Raw genomic sequence first — 23,135 nt, 5'->3', positions numbered from 1 at the left:
AATATAATGTTATTAAGGATAATTAATACAAATTAAGGATAAAGCGTTTAATTTTAGCTGTAAAATGATTAATTATTTAATCTTAAGCTTAATTTGTATTGCATTTTATTGTTGTATGTTTGATTTTAAATCTGAATTTTAATATGTCCTTAGATACCAATTACATCCCAAAACGATTAGCTGTAAAACTTAACGCCAAAGCAGAACAATTCGTTGTAAAAGGACATCCTTGGGTATTTTCTAACAGTATTGTAAAAATTAATGATGATGCTCATACTGGTGATTTAGCCATTATATTTAGTAAAAATAAAAACAAAGTTGTGGGATTAGGATTGTATGATGCTGATTCTCCTATTAGAATTAAAATCATTCATAATGCTGACACCAAAGTAGAAGTTAATGCTGCTTTTTTTCATCATAAAATAGAATTAGCTCTTGAGAAGCGTTCAGAGTTACTTTTAACAAATACTAATAGTTATCGTCTATTATTCGGTGAAAATGATGGTTTCCCTGGGTTAATAGCTGATGTTTATGATTCCGTATTAGTGGTAAAAGTATACTCCGAAATTTGGTTGGCTTATTTAGAACCTATTTTAGAAAGTTTACAGAAAACGTCAAAAGCGGAAACCATCGTAATGCGTTTAAGTAGAAGTTTACAGAATAGTAAAAACCATTCTTTAAAGGATGGTGAAGTTATTTTTGGTACACTAGATAATGAAGTTGTAGAATTTGTAGAGCATGGTGTTAATTTTTCTGCTAACGTTATTAAAGGTCATAAAACGGGTTATTTTTTAGATCATAGAGATAATAGAAGACGTGTTGGCGAATTAAGTAAAGGCAAATCAGTTTTAGATGTATTCTCTTATGCAGGAGGATTCTCTGTTCATGCTTTAGCAAAGGGAGCAACCGATGTTACTAGTTTAGATATTAGTAAGCAAGCTTTAGATATAGCTCGCGAAAATGGAAAGTTAAATGCTTATACAGGTCAACATAAAACCATCTCGGGTGATGCATTTGCAGAAATGAAGGCGTTAATAGCGAAAGGTAAAACCTATGATGTTGTAGTAATCGATCCACCAAGTTTTGCCAAGCAACAATCAGAAATAGATTTAGCAAAAAAGAAATATGCGCAATTGGCAGAACTAGGAGAGAAGCTCACTGCTAAAAACGGGCTCTTAGTGTTAGCATCATGCTCCTCTAGAGTATTAGCCCAAGCATTTTTTGATTTAAACTCTCAAGTCTTAAATTCTAAATCAAGACTTTTTGAAACAGAATTAAAAACCAAACATGATATAGACCATCCCATTGCATTTCCTGAAGGAGCCTATTTAAAATGTGGCTATTATCGGTTTTTAGAATAAAAGTGTTATGCATGCATAATATTTATTACATTTGTGTTATTAATAAATGTCACACTGAACTTGTCTAAGTGTTATTAAAATTAATTATTTATGTCTACAAAACTCACAGAACTTCTAAACATCAAATACCCAATCATTCAAGCACCAATGTTCTTGGTTTCTAATGTTGCTATGGTAACCGAAGCTATGAAAGCTGGAATTGCTGGTTGTATTCCTGCACTTAATTACAGAACTTTAGACGAATTAAGAGCAGCTATAAAAGAACTGAAAGCTAATAAAGTTGAAGGTGGTTCTTTTGGTTTTAACTTAATTGTAAACAAGTCTAACGTTAAATATAAAGCCCAATTAGAAGTTATTTGCCAAGAAGGCTGTGATTTTATTATCACCTCTTTAGGAAGTCCGGAAGAAACCATTTTCCAAGCACATGCCGTTGGTATTAAGGTCTTCTGTGATGTTACCGATTTAAGGTTTGCCAAAAAAGTTGAACAACTAGGAGCAGATGCAGCAATCGCTGTAAATAATGAAGCTGGTGGACATAGAGGAAATTTATCTCCTGAAGCATTAACTAACCAATTAAGCAAAGCATTAACCATACCTGTAATATCAGCGGGTGGTGTAGGCTGTAAAGCGGATATTGATAAAATGTTGAGTTATGGAGCTGAAGGAGTTTCTGTTGGAAGTCCGTTTATTGCTTCTATTGAAGCTGGAGTTACAGACGAATATAAACAAGCTTGTGTAGATTATGGTGAAAAAGATATTATAATGACGGAGCGTATCTCTGGGACTCCATGTACAGTAATTAATACACCTTATGTTCAGAAAATAGGAACAAAGGCGACATGGCTAGAAAATCTCTTGAATAAGAATAAAAGCCTAAAAAAATGGGTGAAAATGATTCGTTTTTCAATAGGAATGAGAGCTACCGAAAATGCTGCTAAAAAAGCCACTTATAAAACGGTTTGGGTTGCCGGCCCAAGCATTGAGCATACTAAAGAAATTCTTCCTGTAAAAGCTATTGTAGATAATTTGGTTAATTAATGGCTATAACTTCAAAGACCATTAAATATGGTATAATTACCATTGGAGTTATAGGTTTTCTTTTTATTACCGGCATACTTGCTTTCATTTTGTATGAATCTAAAAAAGACATTTCAAATGAAGAACCTTACGTGTCTTTTTTAAACAAACCACATCAACTAAAAACTGTTAGTACGCTTCGTTGGCATAAAGACAACTTGCGTTTTAGTCATTACAGTTTAGAGGTTAATGATGATTCTAATTATAACGATAAAGATGTGAAGTCTATAAAACAATATCAACCAGGTGATGCAATTACATTTCATGCAGCGAAATCATATTTTAGTAACCATGTTGGAGAAAGCTATTATCTTATAGGTCGCGATACTTTAGTGACAGGTGAAGTTGTAGAATTTCAATATTACTACACGCCAAATGCCTTACCTTATTGATTAATATTATTCTACTTTAGAAAAAAGTCTATATATTTATTTCAAATTTTATGTAATAATTGTCCTCTTTTATCTTTTGGTAAACGTCATAAGGATATAACTATTAAATTTTAAAAATTATGAAAGATTTTATGATGATTTTCGTTGGTAAAGAGTATGTTGATTTAGGCATGTCTCCAGAAGAGCTACAAAGCCGGATGGAAAAATGGTTTGCTTGGGGAGCCAAAATGGAACAAGCAGGTATTTTAAAAGGAGGTGAAGCCTTAACACCACAAATTAGACGTATTACTGGTAAAGACAGAACTGTTACCGACTTAACTTCTGCGGAAGTCAAAGAAATAGTCGGTGGATTTTATTTGATAAAAGCTAAGGATTTTGATGCGGTTCAAGAGATTGCGAATGATTTTCCTGATTATGATTTAGGAAACACAGTAGAAATTCGTGAAATTATGGTATTCGATCAATAACCGTTAATGGAACCAAAACTCATAGACCATCTTTTTCGCCATCACAGTGGAAAGATGGTCTCTGTTTTAACACGAATATTTGGACTACAACATCTCGATATTATTGAAGATGCCATACAAGATACCTTTATAAAAGCGAGTTTGTCTTGGAGAAAAGAACAACCTGAGTATCCTGAAGCATGGCTCACAAAGGCAGCTAAAAATAGAGTTTTAGATATTTTTAGAACCTTAAAAGCTCAAAAGAATAATAGTCTTCATATTACTCAAGGGACAGATGCCATCGCCATAAATGAATTATTTTTAGATTCAGAAATAGAAGATGCACAGCTTAGAATGATATTTACGGCTTGCCATCCCAAATTAGATCCTAGAGACCGCATTTCATTTGCTTTAAAAACCGTTTCCGGATTCAGTATTAAAGAAATTGCTTCCGCATTACTCACCAAAGAAGCAACGATTAAGAAACGATTATTACGTGCTCGCAAAGCGATTAAATCAGCCAATTTACAATTCAATATTCCTCAAGGCAAAGACTTACAAGAACGCTTAGATAGTGTATTAGAAGTATTATACCTTATTTTTAATGAAGGGTTTCACTCTAACAGTAAAGACCAATTAATCAGAGAAGATTTATGTGGTGAAGCCTTGCGTTTATGTAAATTATTGCTCAACCATCAACAAACCCAATTCCCAGAATGTTATGCGCTTTTTGCTTTGATGTGTTTTCATTCGGCAAGATTAGAAGCCAAAACAAACGTAAATAACGAAGTACTAGATTTAAAACAACAAGATAGAAGCTTATGGCATTTCCCATTAATTCAACTTGGGAATTCCATGATGTATAAAGCCGTTGAAACAAAGGAGTTTTCTTGTTACCATTATGAAGCTGCTATTGCAGCCGAACACTTAAAAGCTAAAACATTTGAAGACACCAATTGGAACAAAATTTTACACTGGTACAAAGCGCTTTATACCTTACAACCTATGGCTTCACATTTATTAACTATGGCAGTAATTTCAATGCAGACTAAGGATTATAAAATAGCAAATACGTATTTGAAACAACTAAAACCAGAAGATTTAGAGCAACGCGTGTATTTATATTATGCGGCTAAAGCGGATTATTATGCCGAAACCGATAATTTTGATGAAGCTTTATTACAAATCGATTTGGCTTTAGATGCGGTAACTAATACCTTAGAGAAAGCGTATTTATTGAAGAAAAAGGAGATTTTGAAATCTTTATAACAACCACTTGAGAAATAAAATTGACTAAATGACCTGCAAAGAAATTATAGAAGCGCTTTATGACTTAGAAGACAAGGATAAAGTAGCTTTTAAAGCGAAGAAGTTTGGCATTATCTCATATAATTCACTAGGTATTTATCATAAAGATTTAAAAGTAATAGCTAAAGAAATAGGTATAGACAATACACTCGCCTTACAGCTTTTTGATAGTGAAATTTACGAAGCGCGCTTATTATGTAGCAAACTATTTAACCCCAAAGATGTTACAGAGGAGCTCATGGAAAAATGGGTAAAGACCTTTGAAAATTGGGAAATATGTGACAGCTTTTGTATGGGGTTGTTTTCAAAAAGTAGTTTTGCTCTTGCAAAAATATTAGAATGGTCACAAAGAGAACCAGAGTTTGAGAAGAGAGCAGCATTTGCTACTTTAGCATCGTATTGTATGGCAGATAAAACTTCAGATAACGCCTTATTTGAACAATTTTTATCAATTATAAAACGCGAAGCCCATGATGAGAGGCTCTACGTGAAAAAAGCCGTAAATTGGGCCTTAAGAAACATAGGAAAACGAAATGTAGACCTCAATCGTAAAGCCATAGAAGTCGCTAATGACATTCTAGAATTTGAAAGTAAATCTGCCCAATGGATAGCCAAAAATGCGTTAGCCGAATTGCAAAAGGAAGGCATTAGAATGTCTGATTATCCGAGAGCTATTTATAGGTTTTAGATTTCTAAAATTTAACGACCACTAATTATTCTATAATATAAGATATATGACACTAAAACCAAAATCCATAAGACCGTTCATAGGTTCAAAAGCTTACAATATTTCTAGAGAATTCTATAAAGATTTAGGATTTGAAGAATTTGTTATTTCTCATAATATGTCTGCATTTAAAACAGGAGAATTCGCCTTTTATTTACAAGACTATTACGCAAAAGATTCGATAGATAATACTATGGTTTTTCTAGAAGTTGATAATGTTCAACACCATCTGCAACATTTGAAGCAAAGTGGAATAATAGAAAAGTACGAAAACGTCAGATGTTCAGAGATTGTTTATAATGATTGGGGAAATGAGTTTTTTCTTCATGATCCTGCCGGCATTCTTTGGCATTTTGGAGAATTCAACACAGAAGTTAAATAACCGTTTTTAATAGCTTAATATTTCCATAAACTCTTGGCACTAAATTTGTTTGTAACAAAACAGCCTGTTTTACGACGTATAATGTAGAACACATGTTTAATAAAAAAGAAAAAAGTTATGATTAATAAAGGAGCAATAGTATTAGGAGCATTAATTGGAGCAGCGGCAGGAGTTTTGTTAGCACCAGAAAAAGGAAGCGTTACAAGAGACAAGCTTAAGAAAGAAGGTAAAGTGATAAAGGATCAAATCACTAGCGATTTTACTGAAGTAAAAGAGGATTTATCTAAAGCAGCATATTCAGGGAAGGAGAAATTTAAACAAGATTTGGAAGATTTTGCTTCAAAATCGAGTTATAAAACAGAACAAGCAATTACCTTTTTAGAAAAGCAATTAGCTATTTTAAAAGATAAGAATAAAACATTACAGAAGACAAGCTAATGTGATTCTGTAAATTACATTATAAATTTAATTTCTTCTAAAAATGAATCTTTTCAAACTTTGAAAAGATTCATTTTTTTGTTTTTTATTTCAAAGCTTTTTTTCAATAAATTCACATGAACTTAATCTTGAATTTTAAAATCATTAACAAATTTTTTGTATTTTAACGTTTTATCTATACGTATTACCCCAAGTCATATTCATCTTTTTTCTATTTATAAGTGACTCTTAATGAATTGAATGTGTCTCATATAATATATATGGGAAATATTGTAGTTAAAATATTTTTTATAGCAAATTTATCTAAATGTATCTGTTTCTTTTAACAGGCGTATTTAATTATTTAAAAACTGTTAATGAATAGATTAGAACATTCAATTAAAAAAAGGTATTTACTTTTTATATCTACAATTATATTAATCATTATAGCTGTATTATTTATTATTCGCAGTAGTATTAATGATCAAAAAAAAGTGGCTTTATTAATTAATAAAGCATCTGAGCAATGTTTATTGAACGAGCGCATGAATAGCTTAGTATATTCTTTTGATAGCCTCAATAATGATACGATCAGTTCAGAAATAATAGGTTCTTTTAAAGGTTATATCAATAAATTTGAAAATACACATCGTTTTTTAGACTCTGTAAATAAACAAGATCGGGGGAGTAAAGTCTTAGACTCGTTGCTTAAAATTACAGGTACGCAATCACAAAAAATAATTTCTTCTAGTAAGAATATTATAAATAATCCTAATAAGAACTTAATATCAAAGGATGTAAATCTTATAGCAGACACAGAATTACCTTATTTCTTAACGATGCAGTCTGCAATTAGAGAATATCAAAAAAGTGCGGAACAAAATCGTCAGAATTTTTTACAAACAATCTATGTTCTTGTATTCATTGCCATTTTAATATTAATAGGAGAATTTTTATTTGTTTTAGTTCCTGCACTAAAAGAATTATTTAAACAAAATAATGAATTGGTAAAAGTAAATAGTGATTTAGCTAAATCTGAAACCAAGATAAAAGAGAATTTATTAGAATTAACAAGTCTTAAAACAGGTTTAGAAAAAAGAGAAGCTTACAACAAAGTGTTTATTGAGCAAGCTCCAACAGCTATTGCCATGTTAGATACTGATATGAGATATTTAGCGGTATCTCAACGTTGGATTGCTGATTACAAAATGGAAAATGAGATTATTATTGGTCGAAGCCATTATGATATTTTCCCAGAAATAGGAGAAGAGTGGAAACAGAATCATCAAAAGTGTTTAAATGGTGTTATAGATACTTGTGATGAAGCACCCTTTGTTCGAGCAGATGGAACGGTGCAATGGATTTTTTGGGATGTCCGTCCTTGGTATATTTCTGAAGATAAGATTGGAGGTCTGCTTATGCATACTGGTGATATAACACACCTAAAGGAAAAAGAAGACGAACGGGTTCGCATCGAAAAAATATTAGATAAAACTAATGAAGTTGCCCGGATAGGAACATGGGAAATAGACTTGATAAAAAACACCATTTTTTGGAGTAAAGTAGTTTTCGAGATACATGAAGTACCTAGTGATTTTACACCTAATTTAGAAATAGGTATTAATTTTTATAAGGAAGGGAAAAGCCGAAAGATAATTGAAAAAGCAATTAATGACGCCGAGGTGCAAGGTGTTTCTTTTGATCTAGAGTTAGAGCTTGTAACATTTAAAGGAAATAACATTTGGGTTCGCACTACCGGACAAGCAGAAATTGTAGATGGTAAATGTATCCGTATTTATGGAGTGTTTCAGGATATAACTAGTGCTAAAAATTCAGAAATAGAGTTAAATAAAGCCCATGCCGAGTTAAAGGTTCAACAAGCATACAATAAAATTTTTATAGAGCAAGCTCCGACAGCCATCGCTATGGTTGATAATAATATGTGCTACATAGCCGTTTCTCAGCGTTGGATTACAGATTATAAAATGGAAGGTCAAGAATTCATTGGCCGTTCTCATTATGATCTTTTCCCAGAAATAGGAGATGAGTGGAAGGCTATGCATCAACGATGTCTTAATGGTGCTATTGATAAAAATGACGAAGAACCTTTTTTACGTGCTGATGGATCTTTACAATGGCTTTATTGGGATGTGCGTCCTTGGTACGACTCAGAAGGAAATATAGGAGGCATATTAATGCAAACAGGTGATATAACGGATATAAAAGAAAATGAAGATGAAAAAAATCGGATAGAAAAAATATTAGAAAAATCAAATGAAGTATCTCGTACAGGTACATGGGACATCGATTTAATAAAGAACACTATTTTTTGGAGTAAAATGGTTTTTGAAATACATGAAACTCCTGAAGATTTTCAACCGGATTTAGAAACTGCCATCCAATTTTTCAAAGAAGGAAACAGTAGAGATATTATTGAAAAAGCAGTTGAAGAGGCTATAGAAAACGGCAAACCTTATGATGTAGAAGTTGAGTTGGTAACCTTAAAAGGTAATATTGTTTGGACACGTGCTATTGGTCAGGCAGAAATTGTAGGTGGAAAATGTATACGAATTTTTGGGGTGTTTCAAGATATTAATGAGAAGAAGCTTTCACAAATAGCTCTGAATAAGGCTCATACAGAATTAGAGGCTATATTTGATTCTGAAGCGATTGCTATTGTTGCTACGAATAGAGATGGTATCATTAGTAAGTTTAATCCTGGAGCGGAAGTCTTAACAGGGTATTCCGCTAATGAAATGATAGGTGTAGAAAGACCTTTAGTATATCATCTAAGAGAGGAACTAGATGCGTTTAAAACGGATATTGCGAAACAATATGGAAAAGATCTTACTGGTTTTAACGCGCAAGAAGAATTAGCAAAACACAATGCTTACGATACTCGAGAATGGCACTATCTTAGAAAAGATGGCTCGATTTTACCTGTTCAATTAACCTTAACATCTATTAAAGATGAGAAGGGAAAGGTTATTGGATTTTTAGGAGTGTCTACAGATATTTCAGAAAAAAGAATTGCTCAAGAGGAACTCTTGAAAAAAAATCAACTCTTAAATTTTGCGGAAGAGATTACCTTAATGGGTAATTGGCAATGGGATATCGTTACTGGCAATATTGAAAGTTCTAATAATCTATATAATATTTTTAACCTTGATAAAAATTCTGACCTTTTAAGTTTTGATACTTATTTTGATCTAGTTCACCCTGACGATAAAGGTTTTGTAAAAGAGTATATAAATAAAATAATAGAAGAGAAATCGTTTCATAAGTTTACACATCGAATTATAACAGCAGATGGAATCTTAAAAACTATTGAGGTTCTAGGTGAAGTTATCACTGATAATAATGGAGAGATTACTAAAATAAATGGGACGAGCCAAGATATTACTGCAACTAAACTTGCTGAAATAGAATTGAATAAAGCGCACCTGCAGTTAAAGGCAATTTTCAATTCTGGCCCAATAGCCATTGTTTCTACAGATAATAATGGAATTTTTAGCCATTTTAACAGTGGAGCGGAACATTTATTAGGGTATTCATCTTCGGAAATGGTCGGATTAAAAGAACCTGAAATTTATCATTTAGAGGACGAACTAGACCAATTTAGGATTGATATAGCAGAAAAGTATGGTATGGATCCTAATGGATTTGATCCTTTTTCTGAATTAGCAAAACGAAATGAATATGATACGCGGGAATGGACGTATAAGAGAAAAGATGGCTCTACGTTTCCGGTAGAGTTAACGTTAACAGCAATTAGAAATGAACAAGATGAGAAAATCGGGTTTTTAGGGGTTGCATTTGACATTACAGAAAAAAAGTTAGCAGAAAATGAGATTTTAAGAAAGAATCAATTATTAAATTTTGCAGAAGAAATTAGTTTACTAGGAAATTGGCAATGGGATACAATTGCAGATAAAGTAGAGTGGTCTGATAATCTGTATAATATTTTTGGGCTAGATAAGGAAATTGAAACGTTAAGTTTTGATACGTATTTTAGTTTTGTTCACCCTGAAGATAAGGATATTGTAACCGATTATTTTGATCAAACACGAGTAGAGAAACGACTTAAACGATTTACGCACCGTATTATAGCAGGTAATGGAGACGTAAAAATAGTACAGCTTCTAGGTGAAGTTATTACTGATTTATTCGGTAATATTATTGAAATGATTGGAACCTGCCAAGATGTTACGGCGGCTCATATTGCTGAAAAAGAATTATTTGATGCCCACACCCAATTAAAAGCGATATTTAATTCTGGTCCACTAGCCATTGTATCGGTTGATAATGAAGGCATTATTAATCATTTTAACTACGGTGCGGAATTTTTACTCGGTTATTCTGCTTCAGAAATGATTGGATTAAAGAAACCCGATATTTATCACTTAGATGAAGAGCTCTTAGCTTTTAAGGAAGATATTGCTAAAAAGTATAATAAAGATCTCAAGGGTTTTAGCCCTTATTTAGAATTGTCAAAACATAATGCTTACGACACAAGAGAATGGACTTATAGAAGAAAAGATGGTACAACCTTTCCTGTTGAATTAACATTAACAGCCATAAAAAATAATGACGGTGAAAAAATTGGGTTTTTAGCGGTTGCAAATGATATTTCTGATAGAAAAATAACACAGAATGAACTATTACGAAAAAATCAAATACTAAATTTTGCAGAAGAAATTACGCTGATGGGGAATTGGCAAGCAGACATTATAAATAACACCTTAAAATGGTCAGCAAACCTATATCGCATTTTTCAATTAGATGAAAGTAATGATATCACCTTAGATACATACCTAGATTATACACACCCAGAAGATAAAGATCGTTTAGCGGAACACATGCGGAAGACGGTTGAAAACAAAACGTTTACGGATATATCACATCGAATTCAATTAAAAGATGGTACAATAAAAATTGTTCAACTTTTAGCACAGGTTACTACAAATGGTTTTGGTGATGTTACTGAAATTATTGGTACATGCCAAGATATAACAGCTCAGAAAATGGCTGAAACAGAACTGATACGTAAAAACCACTTTTTAAGTTTTGCAGAGCGGATAACCATGATGGGGAATTGGCAATGGGATGTTGTTACAGATAGCCTAAAATGGTCTTCTAATTTATATAAAATATTTGAACATGATGAAAGCCTAACGAATTTAAAGTATGATACGTTCTACAGTTATGTTCATCCAGAAGATAAAGAATATATCTCTAATTATGTAGAGGGGTCATTCTTAGAAAAAAAGTTCCCTAGTAATTTTATTCACCGCATTATTACAGGTAGCGGAAAAATTAAAACAGTACATTTCTTAGGAGAAGTTATTCTTAATGAGCAAGGTGAGGTTATTGAAATGATGGGAACTTGTCAAGATATTACCGAACAAAAGATGGAGGAAAATAAGTTTAGAGGCTTATTAGAATCGGCTCCAGATGCTATGGTAATTGTCGATGAAAACGATGAAATCCAATTAATTAATAAAGAAGCGGAAAAATTATTTGGTTATCATGTAGACGAATTAATAGGTGAGCGGGTTGAAATGCTAATTCCTAAAAGATTCGCAGAAATGCATAATGAGCATCGAGATAATTTTTTTAGTAAGACCCCTAAGAAAAGATTATCGACGGAAAGAAGAGAATTGTATGGTTTAAATAAGGAAGGCAAAGAAATTCCTATTCAAATAAGTCTTAGTCCACTACAAACTGAGCAAGGACTGCTATTGTCAGCAGCAATAAGAGATATAACTGCGCAAAAACAAGCAGAGAGTGAAATTTTGCGCAAGAATCAGTTATTAACTTTTGCAGAGAAGATAACGATGATGGGGAATTGGCAGTGGAATCTTGTAACAAATAAAGTAGATTGGTCTGCCAACCTTTATAATATTTTTGGAGTAGAAGAAAACGCAACGATATCTTACGATACATACTTTAGCTTTGTTCATATAGATGATAAAGAAAAGGTAACTGAGTATGTAGAAAAGTCAATTAACGATAAAAACGATGTTGATTTAATGCATCGTATAACATTAACAGATGGAACGATAAAAACCATACAACTTTTGGCTGAAGTCGTCGTAGATAGCATAGGTAATGTGGTTGAAATGGTAGGTACTTGCCAAGATGTAACATCTCAACGAATGGCAGAGAACAAATTCAGAGGGCTATTAGAGTCTGCACCAGATGCCATGGTAATTGTAAATGCAGAGGGTAATATTCAACTTATTAATAAACAAGCTGAAAAACTATTTGGATACACTGCAGAAGAATTAATAAATAAATCAGTTGAAGTTCTTATTCCTAAGCAATTTTCAGATAAACATGTATCGCATCGTGATGGATTTTTCTCTAATCCAAAAGTGAGATCAATGGGAGTCGGAAATGAAAAAGAATTATTCGCTATAAATAAAAGTGGTATAGAAATACCAATACAAATAAGTTTGAGCCCACTTCAAACTGAAGAAGGCTTATTGATTTCGGCAGCGATACGAGATATCACAGTACAAAAAACAGCACAGACTAAAATAATAAATGCTAAAAATGATTTAGAAGTTTTAGCACAGAAATTAATTATTCAAAACGGTCAACTTGCAGATTTTGCACAGATTACATCTCATAATCTGCGGGCTCCTGTAAGTAATTTAAATTCGCTTTTAGGGTTTTATGTAGAATCGGATGATAATGAAGAAAAAGACTTTTTGTTTAAAAAATTCGAAGCCGTTATTAATCACCTTACTGTAACCTTAAATACTTTAGTAGAAGCTTTAAAAATTCGAAGTGATAATTCTAGAAATAAAGAAGATATTAGGTTTGAAGATGTGTTGAGAACAACAACAGATATTTTAAGTGGAGAAATATTAACAACTAATACTATTATTAAAGCAGATTTTTCTAAATTGCCATTAATAAAGTATGATAAAATTTATTTAGAAAGCATTTTTCTTAATTTAATAGGAAATGCTATAAAATATAGGTCTAAAGATAGAGACCCAGAAATTAGTATAAAGTCTGAAAACCTTAACGGAAAGATAAAATTAACTATAACGGATAACGGTTTAGGTATAAATTTAGATAGACATGGTAATAAAATTTTTGGTTTAAATAAAGTATTTCACAGACATCCAGACGCTAAAGGAGTGGGGTTATATATGACCAAAACACAAATCGAAGCTATGGGTGGAGCTATTAATGTATCGAGTAAAGTAAATAAAGGGACAACATTTACAATAACTTTTTAATTATGAACAGTAATTACAATATATGTGTAATTGATGATGACGATATCTATCAATTTACAATTATTAAAATGCTTAAGTCCATCGATTTAGATAAAGAAATAAGCCTTTTTTCAGATGGAGAAGAGGCCTTAGAGTTTTTAATAGATAACCTCTATAACAATGAAGAACTTCCAGATATTATATTTTTAGATATTAATATGCCTATTATGGATGGTTTTCAATTTATGGAAGAGTATGTAAAAATCAAACCTAAACTAAACAAGAAAATAATTATCTATATGGTGTCTTCTTCTGTAGACCCTGTGGATATTGAACGTGCTAAGAGTATTAGCGATATATCTGACTATATTATAAAACCTATTAAGCCGGGACAGTTAAAAGAAATTATGGCTAATCTTTAAAAAGAAGGTTTATTGAAAAATTGATATTAGACTAATTTTTTGATAAACTCAACATTTACCATATGTGTTCCTTTAAAAGGCATAAAAGTAATCTTGTCTCCAAATAGAGCTATAGATCGAGCGGACTCAAGTTGAATTCTTTGTTCATCTAAATATTCGTCTTCAGTGCCGTAGATCAACTTTACTTTGGTGGCTTTAGCTAGATACTCAAAATCTTCAACGGTTAATTCTTTCGGAATCCCGCCAGAATGGAGTATAAGTTGATCACACTGTAGCTGTCGTTTTGCGATATATCGCATAGCTACACTAACCCCTTGAGAATAGCCAAAAACGATTAAATGAACACCTTTAGGAATTTTTTCAACTTCTAACACTGCATCAATATAGTTTACAATATTTTCCATTCCGTCTTCAGTATTATCGCGCGTTAGCCAATTAGCACCAACATGCATTTTAGGTTGAATGTAAAATTTGCTGGGAGCTTGTGGCGCAATAATGTAATTGTCATCAGGATTTAAGCCTTTAAAATATTTAAGAAAATAACGACTCATATAACCCATGCCGTGACATACCAACCAAACCGTTTTTGTACGTTCCGTAAGTGTATTTAAAGTAGAGTAGGAGTTGGTACTGGTGTATGAGATTTCTTTCTCTTGTGAATTCATTTTTCTAGGCGGTTTCTGTATCTTTGTAATCGATTCAAAAATACTATTTTTATATGCAAATGACTAAAGAGGATTTCTTAGCAAAAGCGAATTCAGCAAGCAAAAATACCTTAATGGAAACCTTAGATATTGAAATGGTGGACTATGGGGATGATTTTTTGGTGGCCAGAATGCCTGTAACATCCAAAGTGTACCAACCAGATGGAGTTTTACACGGAGGAGCGACAGCAGCTTTAGCAGAAAGTGTTGGTAGTTTTGCGTCACATATTTTTATAGATACCGAGAATATGTTTGTGCGTGGTTTAGAAATTACAGCGAATCATCTAAAAAGTGTTACCAAAGGTTATATCTATGCCAAAGCGACGTTTTTGCATAAAGGACGTACCACACAATTACTAGATATTAGGGTGACAGACGAAGCTAATAATCTCATCTCAATATGTAGGTTATCTACGATTTCACTTCCAAAAAAGAAATAAGTAATGGATGCAATGTCCTTTTTTGATGCTCTAGAGCAGCAATACAAAAACAATTTACCCTTTGTCGTTTATAGTAGACCAATTAATTCAGTCATTAAATGTTGGATGCAAGAGGATGATACAGTTCATAAATCAGAAACATTTACTGAGAGTGGGTTTTTATTCGCTCCTTTTGATCTTCAACAGAACAGTATTCTTTTTCCTAAAGAGCATTGTTTATATACCGAAATAACGACGGATAGTTTAGACGTTGAAGATTATGAACCTACCGCAATCACTCAAAGTGAAACTGAGAGAATTCAACATATCGATTTAGTTTCTAAAGGTATCGATAGTATAAAAAATAAGGATTTACAAAAAGTAGTATTATCACGTTGTGAAACAAAATCACTTCGAGATCCTAATCCATTAACCATTTTTAAACGCCTTTTTAATGCCTATTCAAATGCGATGGTGTACTGTTGGTATCATCCTAAGGTCGGATTATGGATTGGAGCCACACCAGAGCTATTATTAAAAGTTGAAGGTAAACGACTCACCACAATTTCTTTAGCAGGAACACAGCCTTATCAAAGCCAGTCAGAAGCAACTTGGACAAACAAAGAGTTTGAAGAGCAGCAAATTGTTACGGATTATATTACGGAACAACTAAAACCTTTCACCTCAAACATCACGATATCAGAAGTAGATACCGTTAGAGCTGGTAACTTATTACATCTAAAAACGAGAATTATCAGTGTTTTAAAAGACGATGCGGATTTAAAAGCTATAATCGAAGCCTTGCATCCAACCCCTGCGGTTTGTGGGTTTTCTAAAGCTAAAGCAAAGGATTTTATTCTTAATAATGAAAACTATAACCGAGAATATTACACTGGTTTTTTAGGCGAATTAAACCTAAAACAAAGCAAAACCCGCAACACTAATAGGCGTAACGTTGAGAATAATGCTTATGCTGTTATAAAAACGCAGTCTAATTTTTATGTGAATTTACGCTGTATGCAACTCAAAGATGCCAAAGCAAATATTTATGTAGGTGGAGGTATTACCAAAGCTTCTAACCCAAAGAATGAATGGGAAGAAACTGTGAATAAAACAGCCACAATAAATACGGTACTTAATTAAATACAAAATGTAATTGTAATTAGTTCTATTTTTAGTCGAAGCGCTATTTTATTATCTCCTTTAATTAGGTAATTTTGTATTTATATGAAGTACTCAAAAATACCTTTATCTCAAACCATAGTTACCTTATGCAAAACGCATAATGTAAAACATATTATAATTTCTCCAGGAAGTAGAAATGCTCCTTTAACAATCGGTTTTACGAACGATGATTTTTTTAAGTGTTATAGTATCGTTGACGAACGTTGTGCTGCATTTTTCGCACTAGGAATCGCTCAGCAACTACAAGAACCAGTCGCCGTGGTTTGCACGTCTGGTAGTGCATTACTAAATTATTATCCTGCGGTTTCGGAAGCGTATTATAGCAATATTCCTCTAGTCGTTATATCTGCTGATAGGCCAAAACATTTGATTGATATTGGAGATGGACAAACCATTAAACAAAAAAATGTTTATGGTGAACATGTTTTGTATAATGCCAATTTAAAGCTAGATATAAAAGAAGGAGAGAATACGATTATAGAAAGTGATAGACCAATTCTAAAAAGTATAGAAAATAAGTTGGAACGTTTTTTAGGACTTCAAAAAGATATACAAACACATAATGAATCTGAAATTCATGATGCACTTACGATTTCTAGATTAAATTTAGGACCAGTGCATATTAATTGCCCATTTGATGAACCATTATATGAAACCACTGAAGAGTTATTAATAAATCCGAAACCTTATAAAATTCAGAGTAGAGAAGATAAGATAGATCGTTTTGAAATTAAAAGCTTATTAGATATTTGGCACAGTGCTAAACGAAAAATGATTTTGGTTGGTGTTTTAGAACCTAATTCTATTGAGGCACAATGGATTCAGGAAATAGCGGATGATGACAGTATAATAGTATTAACTGAAACGACTTCGAATTTACATCATGCCGATTTTTTTCCGGGAATAGATAAATTAATAGCACCTTTAAACGAAGACGATTTAAAAGCATTACAACCCGATATATTAATCACATTTGGAGGTTTAATCGTTTCCAAAAAAATTAAAGCATTTTTAAGAACGTATAAGCCAGAGTTTCACTGCCATGTTGGATTAACGAGAGCTAATGATACCTTTTTCTGTTTAGAAAAGCATATTAAATTACGTCCAAACACTTTTTTAAGTGCATTCTTACCTCAAGTCACACATCATACCAAAAGCACCTATAAAAGTTCGTGGCTTGCTGTACGTCAAAAACGACGAAAATTGCAAGAGGAATATTTGCAAACTCTTCCGTTTTCCGATTTTAAAGTCTTTAATTCAGTTTTAAAGAGTATTCCAAAACAAAGTCTGTTACAGGTGGGTAATAGCTCCGCAATAAGATACACGCAATTATTTCAACTTACAAAAAGTATCGATGTATTTTGTAATAGAGGAACAAGTGGTATTGATGGTAGTACGAGCACAGCAATAGGATCTTCAACTGTATCCGAAAAGCGAACGACATTTGTTACAGGTGATTTAAGCTTCTTTTACGATAGTAATGCACTTTGGAACAACTATATTCCTAAAACCTTTAGAATAATCGTGATTAATAATGAAGGTGGTGGGATTTTTAGAATATTACCAGGTGATAAAAACTCAGAAAATTTTGATCGCTTTTTTGAAACCAAACATCATTTATCTGCCAAGCAATTATGTGATATGTTCGGTTTAGAATACAGTGTTGCTAAAGATGAAAAACAATTAGATGCGCAATTAGAAACGTTTTACAAAGGGACTAAGCAGCCAAAATTATTAGAGGTTTTTACTCCATCTCGTATGAACGACAAGGTTTTATTAGATTTCTTTAGATATATTAAATAATTGGTAAAATAGTTAAGATGTGACTTTTTGATTTTTATTGTGTCTAAAAAATAGTACCTTTAAAGGGTTATTTATTAAACTTAAAAAAACAGAAAAATGAGTAAAAGAGATGATTTAATCGTAAAGTATGCGGCAGATTTAAAAGACAAATGTGGTGTTAATCCAGATATGGATTTATTAACTAAAGTAACTGTAGGTTTAGGTCCTTCAATTTACAATGCAGATTCTTCAACGGTTTCTGGTTCTGACGACAAAGAATTAGCTACAGTAAAAAATAACTTTTTAATCAAAAAATTAGGTTTAAAAGAAGGTGCAGAACTAGATAAAGCTATTGACGCCGTAATGGAAACTTATGGACGTTCTAACCGATCAAAGTATAGAGTTGTGGTTTATTACTTATTGACTAAGCACTTTAAAAAAGAAGCTATTTATTCTTAAATAGAATTATATATATGTTATAGCGTTATAATTTAAAAGTTATAACGCTTTTTTTTATGCTGAATATATTTCACTATCCATAAAAATTCCTATTAAATCTCGTAAAAATATATTTACCTTTGCAGTATGATAAACTTAGGCGAATACAATACATTAGAAATTTTAAGAGATACTGAACCTGGATTGTTTTTAGGTGATGGTGCAGAAGGTGAAGTACTTTTACCTAATAGATATGTGCCAAAAGTATTCGAAATTGGTGATAAAATTGAAGTTTTTGTTTATTTAGATAACGAAGAACGTCCAGTTGCCACAACAGATCAACCTTATATTAAAAAAGGTGATTTTGCTTTATTACGTTGTAATCAAATTACAGATTATGGAGCCTTTTTAGATTGGGGTTTGGTAAAGGAATTGTTCTGTCCTTTTAGGGAACAAGCATTTAAAATGAAAGCGGGTGGTTGGTATTTAGTGCATTGCTATTTAGATGATGAAACCGAACGTTTAGTTGCGTCTAGTAAGACAAATCGTTTTTTAGATAATAAAGAGTTAACCGTTGCTCAATTTGACGAGGTAGATCTTATTGTTTCTCATCCTTCAGAATTAGGAATGAACGTTATTGTAAATAAAACCCACTTAGGTTTAGTCTTTAATGATGATATTTATAAAGATATTAGTGTTGGTGATAGACTTAAAGGAATTGTTAAGAAAGTTCGAGAAGATAATAAATTAGATATTTCGTTAAATCAAATAGGCTATAGAAATATTGAACCTAATGCAGAGCACATTCTAAATGAACTGCATGATAATGGTGGCTTTTTACCGGTACACGATAAATCGAATCCTGAAAAAATTAAAGATTTACTTCAAATGAGTAAAAAGAGTTTCAAAAAGGCGATTGGTTCTTTGTATAAAGAACGTCAGATAGAAATAAAAGAGGACGGTATTTATTTATTATAATGCTTGGTTTCTTGTTTCGATAAGGTTTCTTCAACCCAACTTATAGCGGTGTCAAAATCTTTAAATACTTTTCTATTGAATTTAAAAAAGTGACTTTCAATTTCAATGATTCGTTCAGTAAGGTTGCTATAAGCAATTGTAGCATATGCTTTTAGGTTTCCGAATGTTTCGTTGAAGTTCTTAGCGTCATTAACGTTTACTGAATATGAATTTACTCTATTAGTAATAAACCCAATAGGTTGATCCTTATAATGTGTTTTTATTAAGAATGAGAGTTCTTCAAAGTTTTTAAATGTTATATCCGCTCCTTCTTTAAACTCTGCTACCATAAAATTATGGTAAAAATATACCGTTCCTAATTTCAGGTTATAGATCGTATATGCCTTGTTAATTATTTTAGGATTGTAATTCATTGCAAATTAATAATATGTGCGCAAATATATTATGCATGCATAATAAAATCAAGTAAAAACGAGAGTTTATTTTATTATTATTAATTTCTTATTTTTACGCTCTAAATAGTGATAAATATGAGCCATATAGATTGGAAAGTTGCCAAGTCTTATGAAGATATAACCTATCATAAGTGCAATGGAGTTGCTAGAATTGCATTTAATAGACCAGATATAAGAAACGCTTTTCGTCCAAAAACTACTTCAGAGCTTTATGATGCATTTTATGATGCAGGTGAGGATGTAAATATTGGAGTCGTACTTTTAAGTGCAGAAGGACCTTCTTCTAAAGACGGTATTTGGAGCTTTTGTTCTGGTGGAGACCAAAAGGCAAGAGGACATCAAGGTTACGTAGGAGAGGATGGTTACCATCGTTTAAATATTTTAGAAGTTCAACGTTTAATACGTTTTATGCCAAAGGCTGTTATTGCAGTTGTACCAGGTTGGGCCGTTGGAGGAGGACACAGCTTACACGTTGTATGCGATTTAACTTTAGCCAGTAAAGAACACGCCATTTTTAAACAAACAGATGCTGATGTTACCAGTTTTGACGGAGGCTATGGTTCTGCTTATTTAGCAAAAATGGTAGGCCAGAAAAGAGCAAGAGAAATCTTTTTCTTAGGACGAAATTATTCTGCCCAAGAAGCTTTTGATATGGGCATGGTAAATGCGGTTATTCCTCATGAAGAATTAGAAGATACAGCCTACGAATGGGCGCAAGAAATATTAGCAAAATCACCGACATCTATAAAAATGTTAAAGTTTGCCATGAATCTTACCGATGATGGTATGGTTGGACAACAAGTATTTGCTGGTGAAGCCACAAGATTAGCTTACATGACAGATGAAGCTAAAGAAGGTAGAGATGCCTTTTTAGAAAAGAGGAAGCCTAACTTTCCGAAAAAATGGATTCCTTAATCTAAATTATAATACATGGATAAAATTATACCATGGCTTAATGCCATGCGATTAAGAACTTTACCACTTTCTGTTTCTGGAATTATCCTTGGTGGCTGTTTTGCATATTATAATGGACATTTTGACGAGTGGATTTTTATTTTTGCTTTATTGACCACTATCAGTTTGCAAATACTATCAAACTTAGCAAATGATTATGGTGATGGAGTGCGAGGTACAGATAATGATGAGCGTGTAGGTCCACAACGTGCTATACAAAGTGGGGCCATTACTCCAGATGAAATGATGGATGGTATAAAACTGAACATCATTATCGTTATTGTATTTACAATGGTTCTTATTTGGAACGCATTTGACCCTGGTAGCATTCTTTATATTATATTGTTTTTATTACTTGGAGGACTTTCGGTTTATGCCGCTTTAAATTATACAATGGGGGATTCTCCATACGGCTATCGTGCCCTTGGAGATGTATTTGTATTTGTGTTTTTTGGATTGGTTAGTACGCTTGGGAGCTACTTACTTTTTGTGCATACCTTAGATCATGTTGTTGTTTTACCTGCTATTTCAATAGGTTTATTAAGTGTGGGAGTATTGAATTTAAACAATATGAGAGACATTGAATCCGACACCAATTCTGGGAAAATTACCTTGGCTATAAAGCTAGGAAAGAAGGATGCTAAACGTTATCACTTTGCTCTTATTATAGGTGCCATGTTGTTTACCATGTTGTTTTCAATCCTCTATTATGTAGAACCTTATAATTTCTTATATTTAATCGCTTTTATACCTTTACTTATTCATCTTAAAAAGATAAAAGGAGCGAAGACAGCTAATGATTTTGATAGTCAGCTAAAGGTTTTGGCATTATCTACATTCCTAATGGCAATACTTTTAGGAGTTGGTTATATTTTGTATTAATTTTAAGAGCAATTTAGCCTTTAAAATTAATATAATATGAAAATTACATTCTACGGTCATGCCTCTTTGGGCATTCAAATTAAAGATGTTTATATTTTAGTCGATCCTTTTATAACAGGAAACGACAAAGCTTCTGAGATAGATATTGAAGCTATAAAAGCGGATTATATTCTAATCACACATGCGCATCGAGATCATATTTTAGATGTAGAAGCCATTGCGAAACGTACAGGAGCAATAATTGTTTCTAATTTTGAAATTGTAACTCATTTTCAAAATAAAGGATTAGAAGGTCATCCTATGAATCACGGTGGATCTTGGGATTTTGAATTTGGTAATCTTAAATATGTTAATGCTATTCATTCTTCGTCTTTTCCTGATGGATCATATGGAGGTCAACCTGGCGGATTTATTATTGAAGGAGAACGCAAAACTATTTACATCGCAGGTGATACAGCTTTAACTATGGATATGAAGTTAATTCCGATGCAAGTTAATCTCGATTTAGCAATTTTACCTATTGGAGATAATTTTACAATGGGAATTGAGGATGCTATTCTTGCTAGTGATTTTATAGAATGCGATAAAGTTCTAGGTTATCATTTTGATACTTTCGGTTATATAGAGATTAATCATGAAGACGCCAAACGTAAATTCTTTGATAAGGGTAAAGATTTAATGTTATTAGAGATTGGTGAGCGTATAGAATTATAATTTTAAATAATACTTTAAACATGTATAAATCACTAATTTTATTATTACTACTATCGGTTGTATTGAATTGCTCAAATGCACCACAATATGATGATCCTATTCCTCCTCATGATAATTTTAAGTTAGAATCGTCATTACTAAGTGAAACACGAGTTATAAATGTTTGGACACCTCCAAATTATAAATCAAGTAGTGATTCCTTGCCTGTCATTTACATGCCAGATGGTGGTATTGTAATGGAAGATTTTCCACACATTGCAAATACAATTTCAAAATTAGTTGAAAACAAAAGCATTCCTCCAATTATACTTGTTGGTATAGAAAATATTGATAGAAGAAAAGATTTATCTGGGTATTCAGAGGTAAAAGCAGATGAAGACTATTGTCCTTTAACGGATGGGGCAAAAAATTTCCGAGCTTTTATTACAGATGAATTAATCCCTGAAATAAACAGTAAGTATAGAACGACCAATGAAAAAGGTATCATTGGAGAGTCTTTAGCGGGTTTGTTTGTGATGGAAACGTTTTTTTTGAATCCTGAGATTTTTGATTTTTATATTGCTATGGATCCTTCACTTTGGTGGAATGATCATTATTTAGTAAAAAACACGGAAAACTATTTAGAAAATTTACCAGAACGACAAACTAAACTTTGGTTTGCAGCTTCTGATGCAAAAGATATTTCAATTCACTCTAAAAGTCTTACTAAAATTTTAGAAAATAAATCACCTAAGCAGTTAGTGTGGAAATACTCTGACAAGCCAAAAGAACAGCATAACACCATTTTTAGAGCTACAAAAGAGAAAGCTTTGATTTGGATTTTGAATGTTGATGAAAAAGATTGATTTAAATTATCT

General features: G+C 32.3%; 21 protein-coding genes. 19 read left to right on the top strand and 2 right to left on the bottom strand.

Annotation, left to right across the window (positions count from 1 at the left end; genetic code table 11):
* Nucleotides 1-143 precede the first annotated feature (143 nt).
* From BLT80_RS17985 to BLT80_RS17940, 10 genes are all read left to right on the top strand, one after another.
* The gene (locus tag BLT80_RS17985; protein WP_092470590.1) at nt 144-1,361 is read left to right on the top strand and encodes a class I SAM-dependent rRNA methyltransferase; all 1,218 of its coding nucleotides are present in this window, start codon (nt 144-146) and stop codon (nt 1,359-1,361) included.
* Between the two features lie 90 nt (nt 1,362-1,451).
* Nucleotides 1,452-2,399, top strand: a complete 948-nt coding sequence (locus tag BLT80_RS17980; protein ID WP_092470588.1) for an NAD(P)H-dependent flavin oxidoreductase — start codon at nt 1,452-1,454, stop codon at nt 2,397-2,399.
* Nucleotides 2,399-2,830: a hypothetical protein gene (locus tag BLT80_RS17975; protein WP_092470586.1), complete on the top strand. Its 432-nt coding sequence runs from the start codon at nt 2,399-2,401 to the stop codon at nt 2,828-2,830. The genes BLT80_RS17980 and BLT80_RS17975 overlap by 1 nt, the downstream gene beginning before the upstream one ends.
* 119 nt (nt 2,831-2,949) lie before the next feature.
* Nucleotides 2,950-3,297 carry a YciI family protein gene (locus BLT80_RS17970; RefSeq protein WP_092470584.1) on the top strand — a complete coding sequence of 116 codons (348 nt, stop codon included), beginning with the start codon at nt 2,950-2,952 and terminating at the stop codon, nt 3,295-3,297.
* Nucleotides 3,298-3,303: 6 nt separating this feature from the next.
* On the top strand, nt 3,304-4,545 hold the full coding sequence (locus BLT80_RS17965) for an RNA polymerase sigma factor (protein ID WP_092470582.1): 1,242 nt from the start codon (nt 3,304-3,306) through the stop codon (nt 4,543-4,545).
* A gap of 28 nt (nt 4,546-4,573) precedes the next feature.
* A complete protein-coding gene (locus BLT80_RS17960) occupies nt 4,574-5,272 on the top strand; it encodes a DNA alkylation repair protein (RefSeq protein ID WP_092470580.1) in 699 nt (232 codons plus the stop codon).
* Nucleotides 5,273-5,318: 46 nt separating this feature from the next.
* Nucleotides 5,319-5,693: a VOC family protein gene (locus BLT80_RS17955; protein ID WP_092470578.1), complete on the top strand. Its 375-nt coding sequence runs from the start codon at nt 5,319-5,321 to the stop codon at nt 5,691-5,693.
* Nucleotides 5,694-5,810: 117 nt separating this feature from the next.
* Nucleotides 5,811-6,131 carry a YtxH domain-containing protein gene (locus BLT80_RS17950; protein WP_092470576.1) on the top strand — a complete coding sequence of 107 codons (321 nt, stop codon included), beginning with the start codon at nt 5,811-5,813 and terminating at the stop codon, nt 6,129-6,131.
* Nucleotides 6,132-6,487: 356 nt separating this feature from the next.
* Entirely contained in the window at nt 6,488-13,366 is a 6,879-nt protein-coding gene (locus BLT80_RS17945) for a PAS domain-containing sensor histidine kinase (RefSeq protein ID WP_092470574.1), read from the top strand.
* A gap of 2 nt (nt 13,367-13,368) precedes the next feature.
* Nucleotides 13,369-13,767, top strand: a complete 399-nt coding sequence (locus BLT80_RS17940) for a response regulator (RefSeq protein ID WP_092470572.1) — start codon at nt 13,369-13,371, stop codon at nt 13,765-13,767.
* 26 nt (nt 13,768-13,793) lie between these two features.
* Here BLT80_RS17940 and BLT80_RS17935 read toward each other — a convergent pair whose 3' ends face one another.
* Nucleotides 13,794-14,432: an alpha/beta hydrolase gene (locus tag BLT80_RS17935; protein WP_092470570.1), complete on the bottom strand. Its 639-nt coding sequence runs from the start codon at nt 14,430-14,432 to the stop codon at nt 13,794-13,796.
* A 53-nt stretch (nt 14,433-14,485) separates the two neighbouring features.
* Between BLT80_RS17935 and BLT80_RS17930 the strand changes: the two genes are divergently transcribed.
* From BLT80_RS17930 to BLT80_RS17910, 5 genes are all read left to right on the top strand, one after another.
* Complete coding sequence (locus BLT80_RS17930) at nt 14,486-14,911, top strand: PaaI family thioesterase (protein WP_092470568.1); 426 nt, start codon at nt 14,486-14,488, stop codon at nt 14,909-14,911.
* A gap of 3 nt (nt 14,912-14,914) precedes the next feature.
* The gene (locus BLT80_RS17925) at nt 14,915-16,033 is read left to right on the top strand and encodes a chorismate-binding protein (protein WP_092470566.1); all 1,119 of its coding nucleotides are present in this window, start codon (nt 14,915-14,917) and stop codon (nt 16,031-16,033) included.
* 84 nt (nt 16,034-16,117) lie between these two features.
* Nucleotides 16,118-17,878 carry a 2-succinyl-5-enolpyruvyl-6-hydroxy-3-cyclohexene-1-carboxylic-acid synthase gene (gene menD / locus BLT80_RS17920; protein WP_092470564.1) on the top strand — a complete coding sequence of 587 codons (1,761 nt, stop codon included), beginning with the start codon at nt 16,118-16,120 and terminating at the stop codon, nt 17,876-17,878.
* 96 nt (nt 17,879-17,974) lie between these two features.
* Nucleotides 17,975-18,316 (top strand): DUF2853 family protein, encoded by a 342-nt coding sequence (locus BLT80_RS17915; protein WP_092470562.1) that lies wholly within the window; start codon nt 17,975-17,977, stop codon nt 18,314-18,316.
* Between the two features lie 126 nt (nt 18,317-18,442).
* On the top strand, nt 18,443-19,273 hold the full coding sequence (locus tag BLT80_RS17910) for a CvfB family protein (protein ID WP_092470560.1): 831 nt from the start codon (nt 18,443-18,445) through the stop codon (nt 19,271-19,273).
* On the opposite strand, the gene BLT80_RS17905 is transcribed toward BLT80_RS17910, so the two are convergent.
* The gene (locus BLT80_RS17905; protein WP_139181102.1) at nt 19,261-19,602 is read right to left on the bottom strand and encodes a hypothetical protein; all 342 of its coding nucleotides are present in this window, start codon (nt 19,600-19,602) and stop codon (nt 19,261-19,263) included. The genes BLT80_RS17910 and BLT80_RS17905 overlap by 13 nt on opposite strands.
* Before the next feature lie 201 nt (nt 19,603-19,803).
* Here BLT80_RS17905 and BLT80_RS17900 point away from each other — a divergent pair, with 201 nt between their 5' ends.
* Genes BLT80_RS17900 through BLT80_RS17885 form a run of 4 tightly spaced genes read left to right on the top strand, consistent with a single transcriptional unit; the run spans nt 19,804 to nt 23,123 of the window.
* Nucleotides 19,804-20,643: a 1,4-dihydroxy-2-naphthoyl-CoA synthase gene (locus tag BLT80_RS17900; RefSeq protein ID WP_092470555.1), complete on the top strand. Its 840-nt coding sequence runs from the start codon at nt 19,804-19,806 to the stop codon at nt 20,641-20,643.
* 15 nt (nt 20,644-20,658) lie between these two features.
* Nucleotides 20,659-21,564: a 1,4-dihydroxy-2-naphthoate octaprenyltransferase gene (gene menA / locus BLT80_RS17895; RefSeq protein WP_092470553.1), complete on the top strand. Its 906-nt coding sequence runs from the start codon at nt 20,659-20,661 to the stop codon at nt 21,562-21,564.
* Between the two features lie 36 nt (nt 21,565-21,600).
* The gene (locus BLT80_RS17890) at nt 21,601-22,278 is read left to right on the top strand and encodes a metal-dependent hydrolase (protein ID WP_092470551.1); all 678 of its coding nucleotides are present in this window, start codon (nt 21,601-21,603) and stop codon (nt 22,276-22,278) included.
* A gap of 20 nt (nt 22,279-22,298) precedes the next feature.
* Complete coding sequence (locus BLT80_RS17885; protein WP_092470549.1) at nt 22,299-23,123, top strand: alpha/beta hydrolase; 825 nt, start codon at nt 22,299-22,301, stop codon at nt 23,121-23,123.
* Nucleotides 23,124-23,135 lie beyond the last annotated feature (12 nt).

Origin of the sequence: Winogradskyella thalassocola (assembly GCF_900099995.1) — a bacterium.
Taxonomy (GTDB): Bacteria; Bacteroidota; Bacteroidia; order Flavobacteriales; family Flavobacteriaceae; genus Winogradskyella; species Winogradskyella thalassocola.
This window is presented reverse-complemented; position numbering and strand designations above follow the sequence as displayed.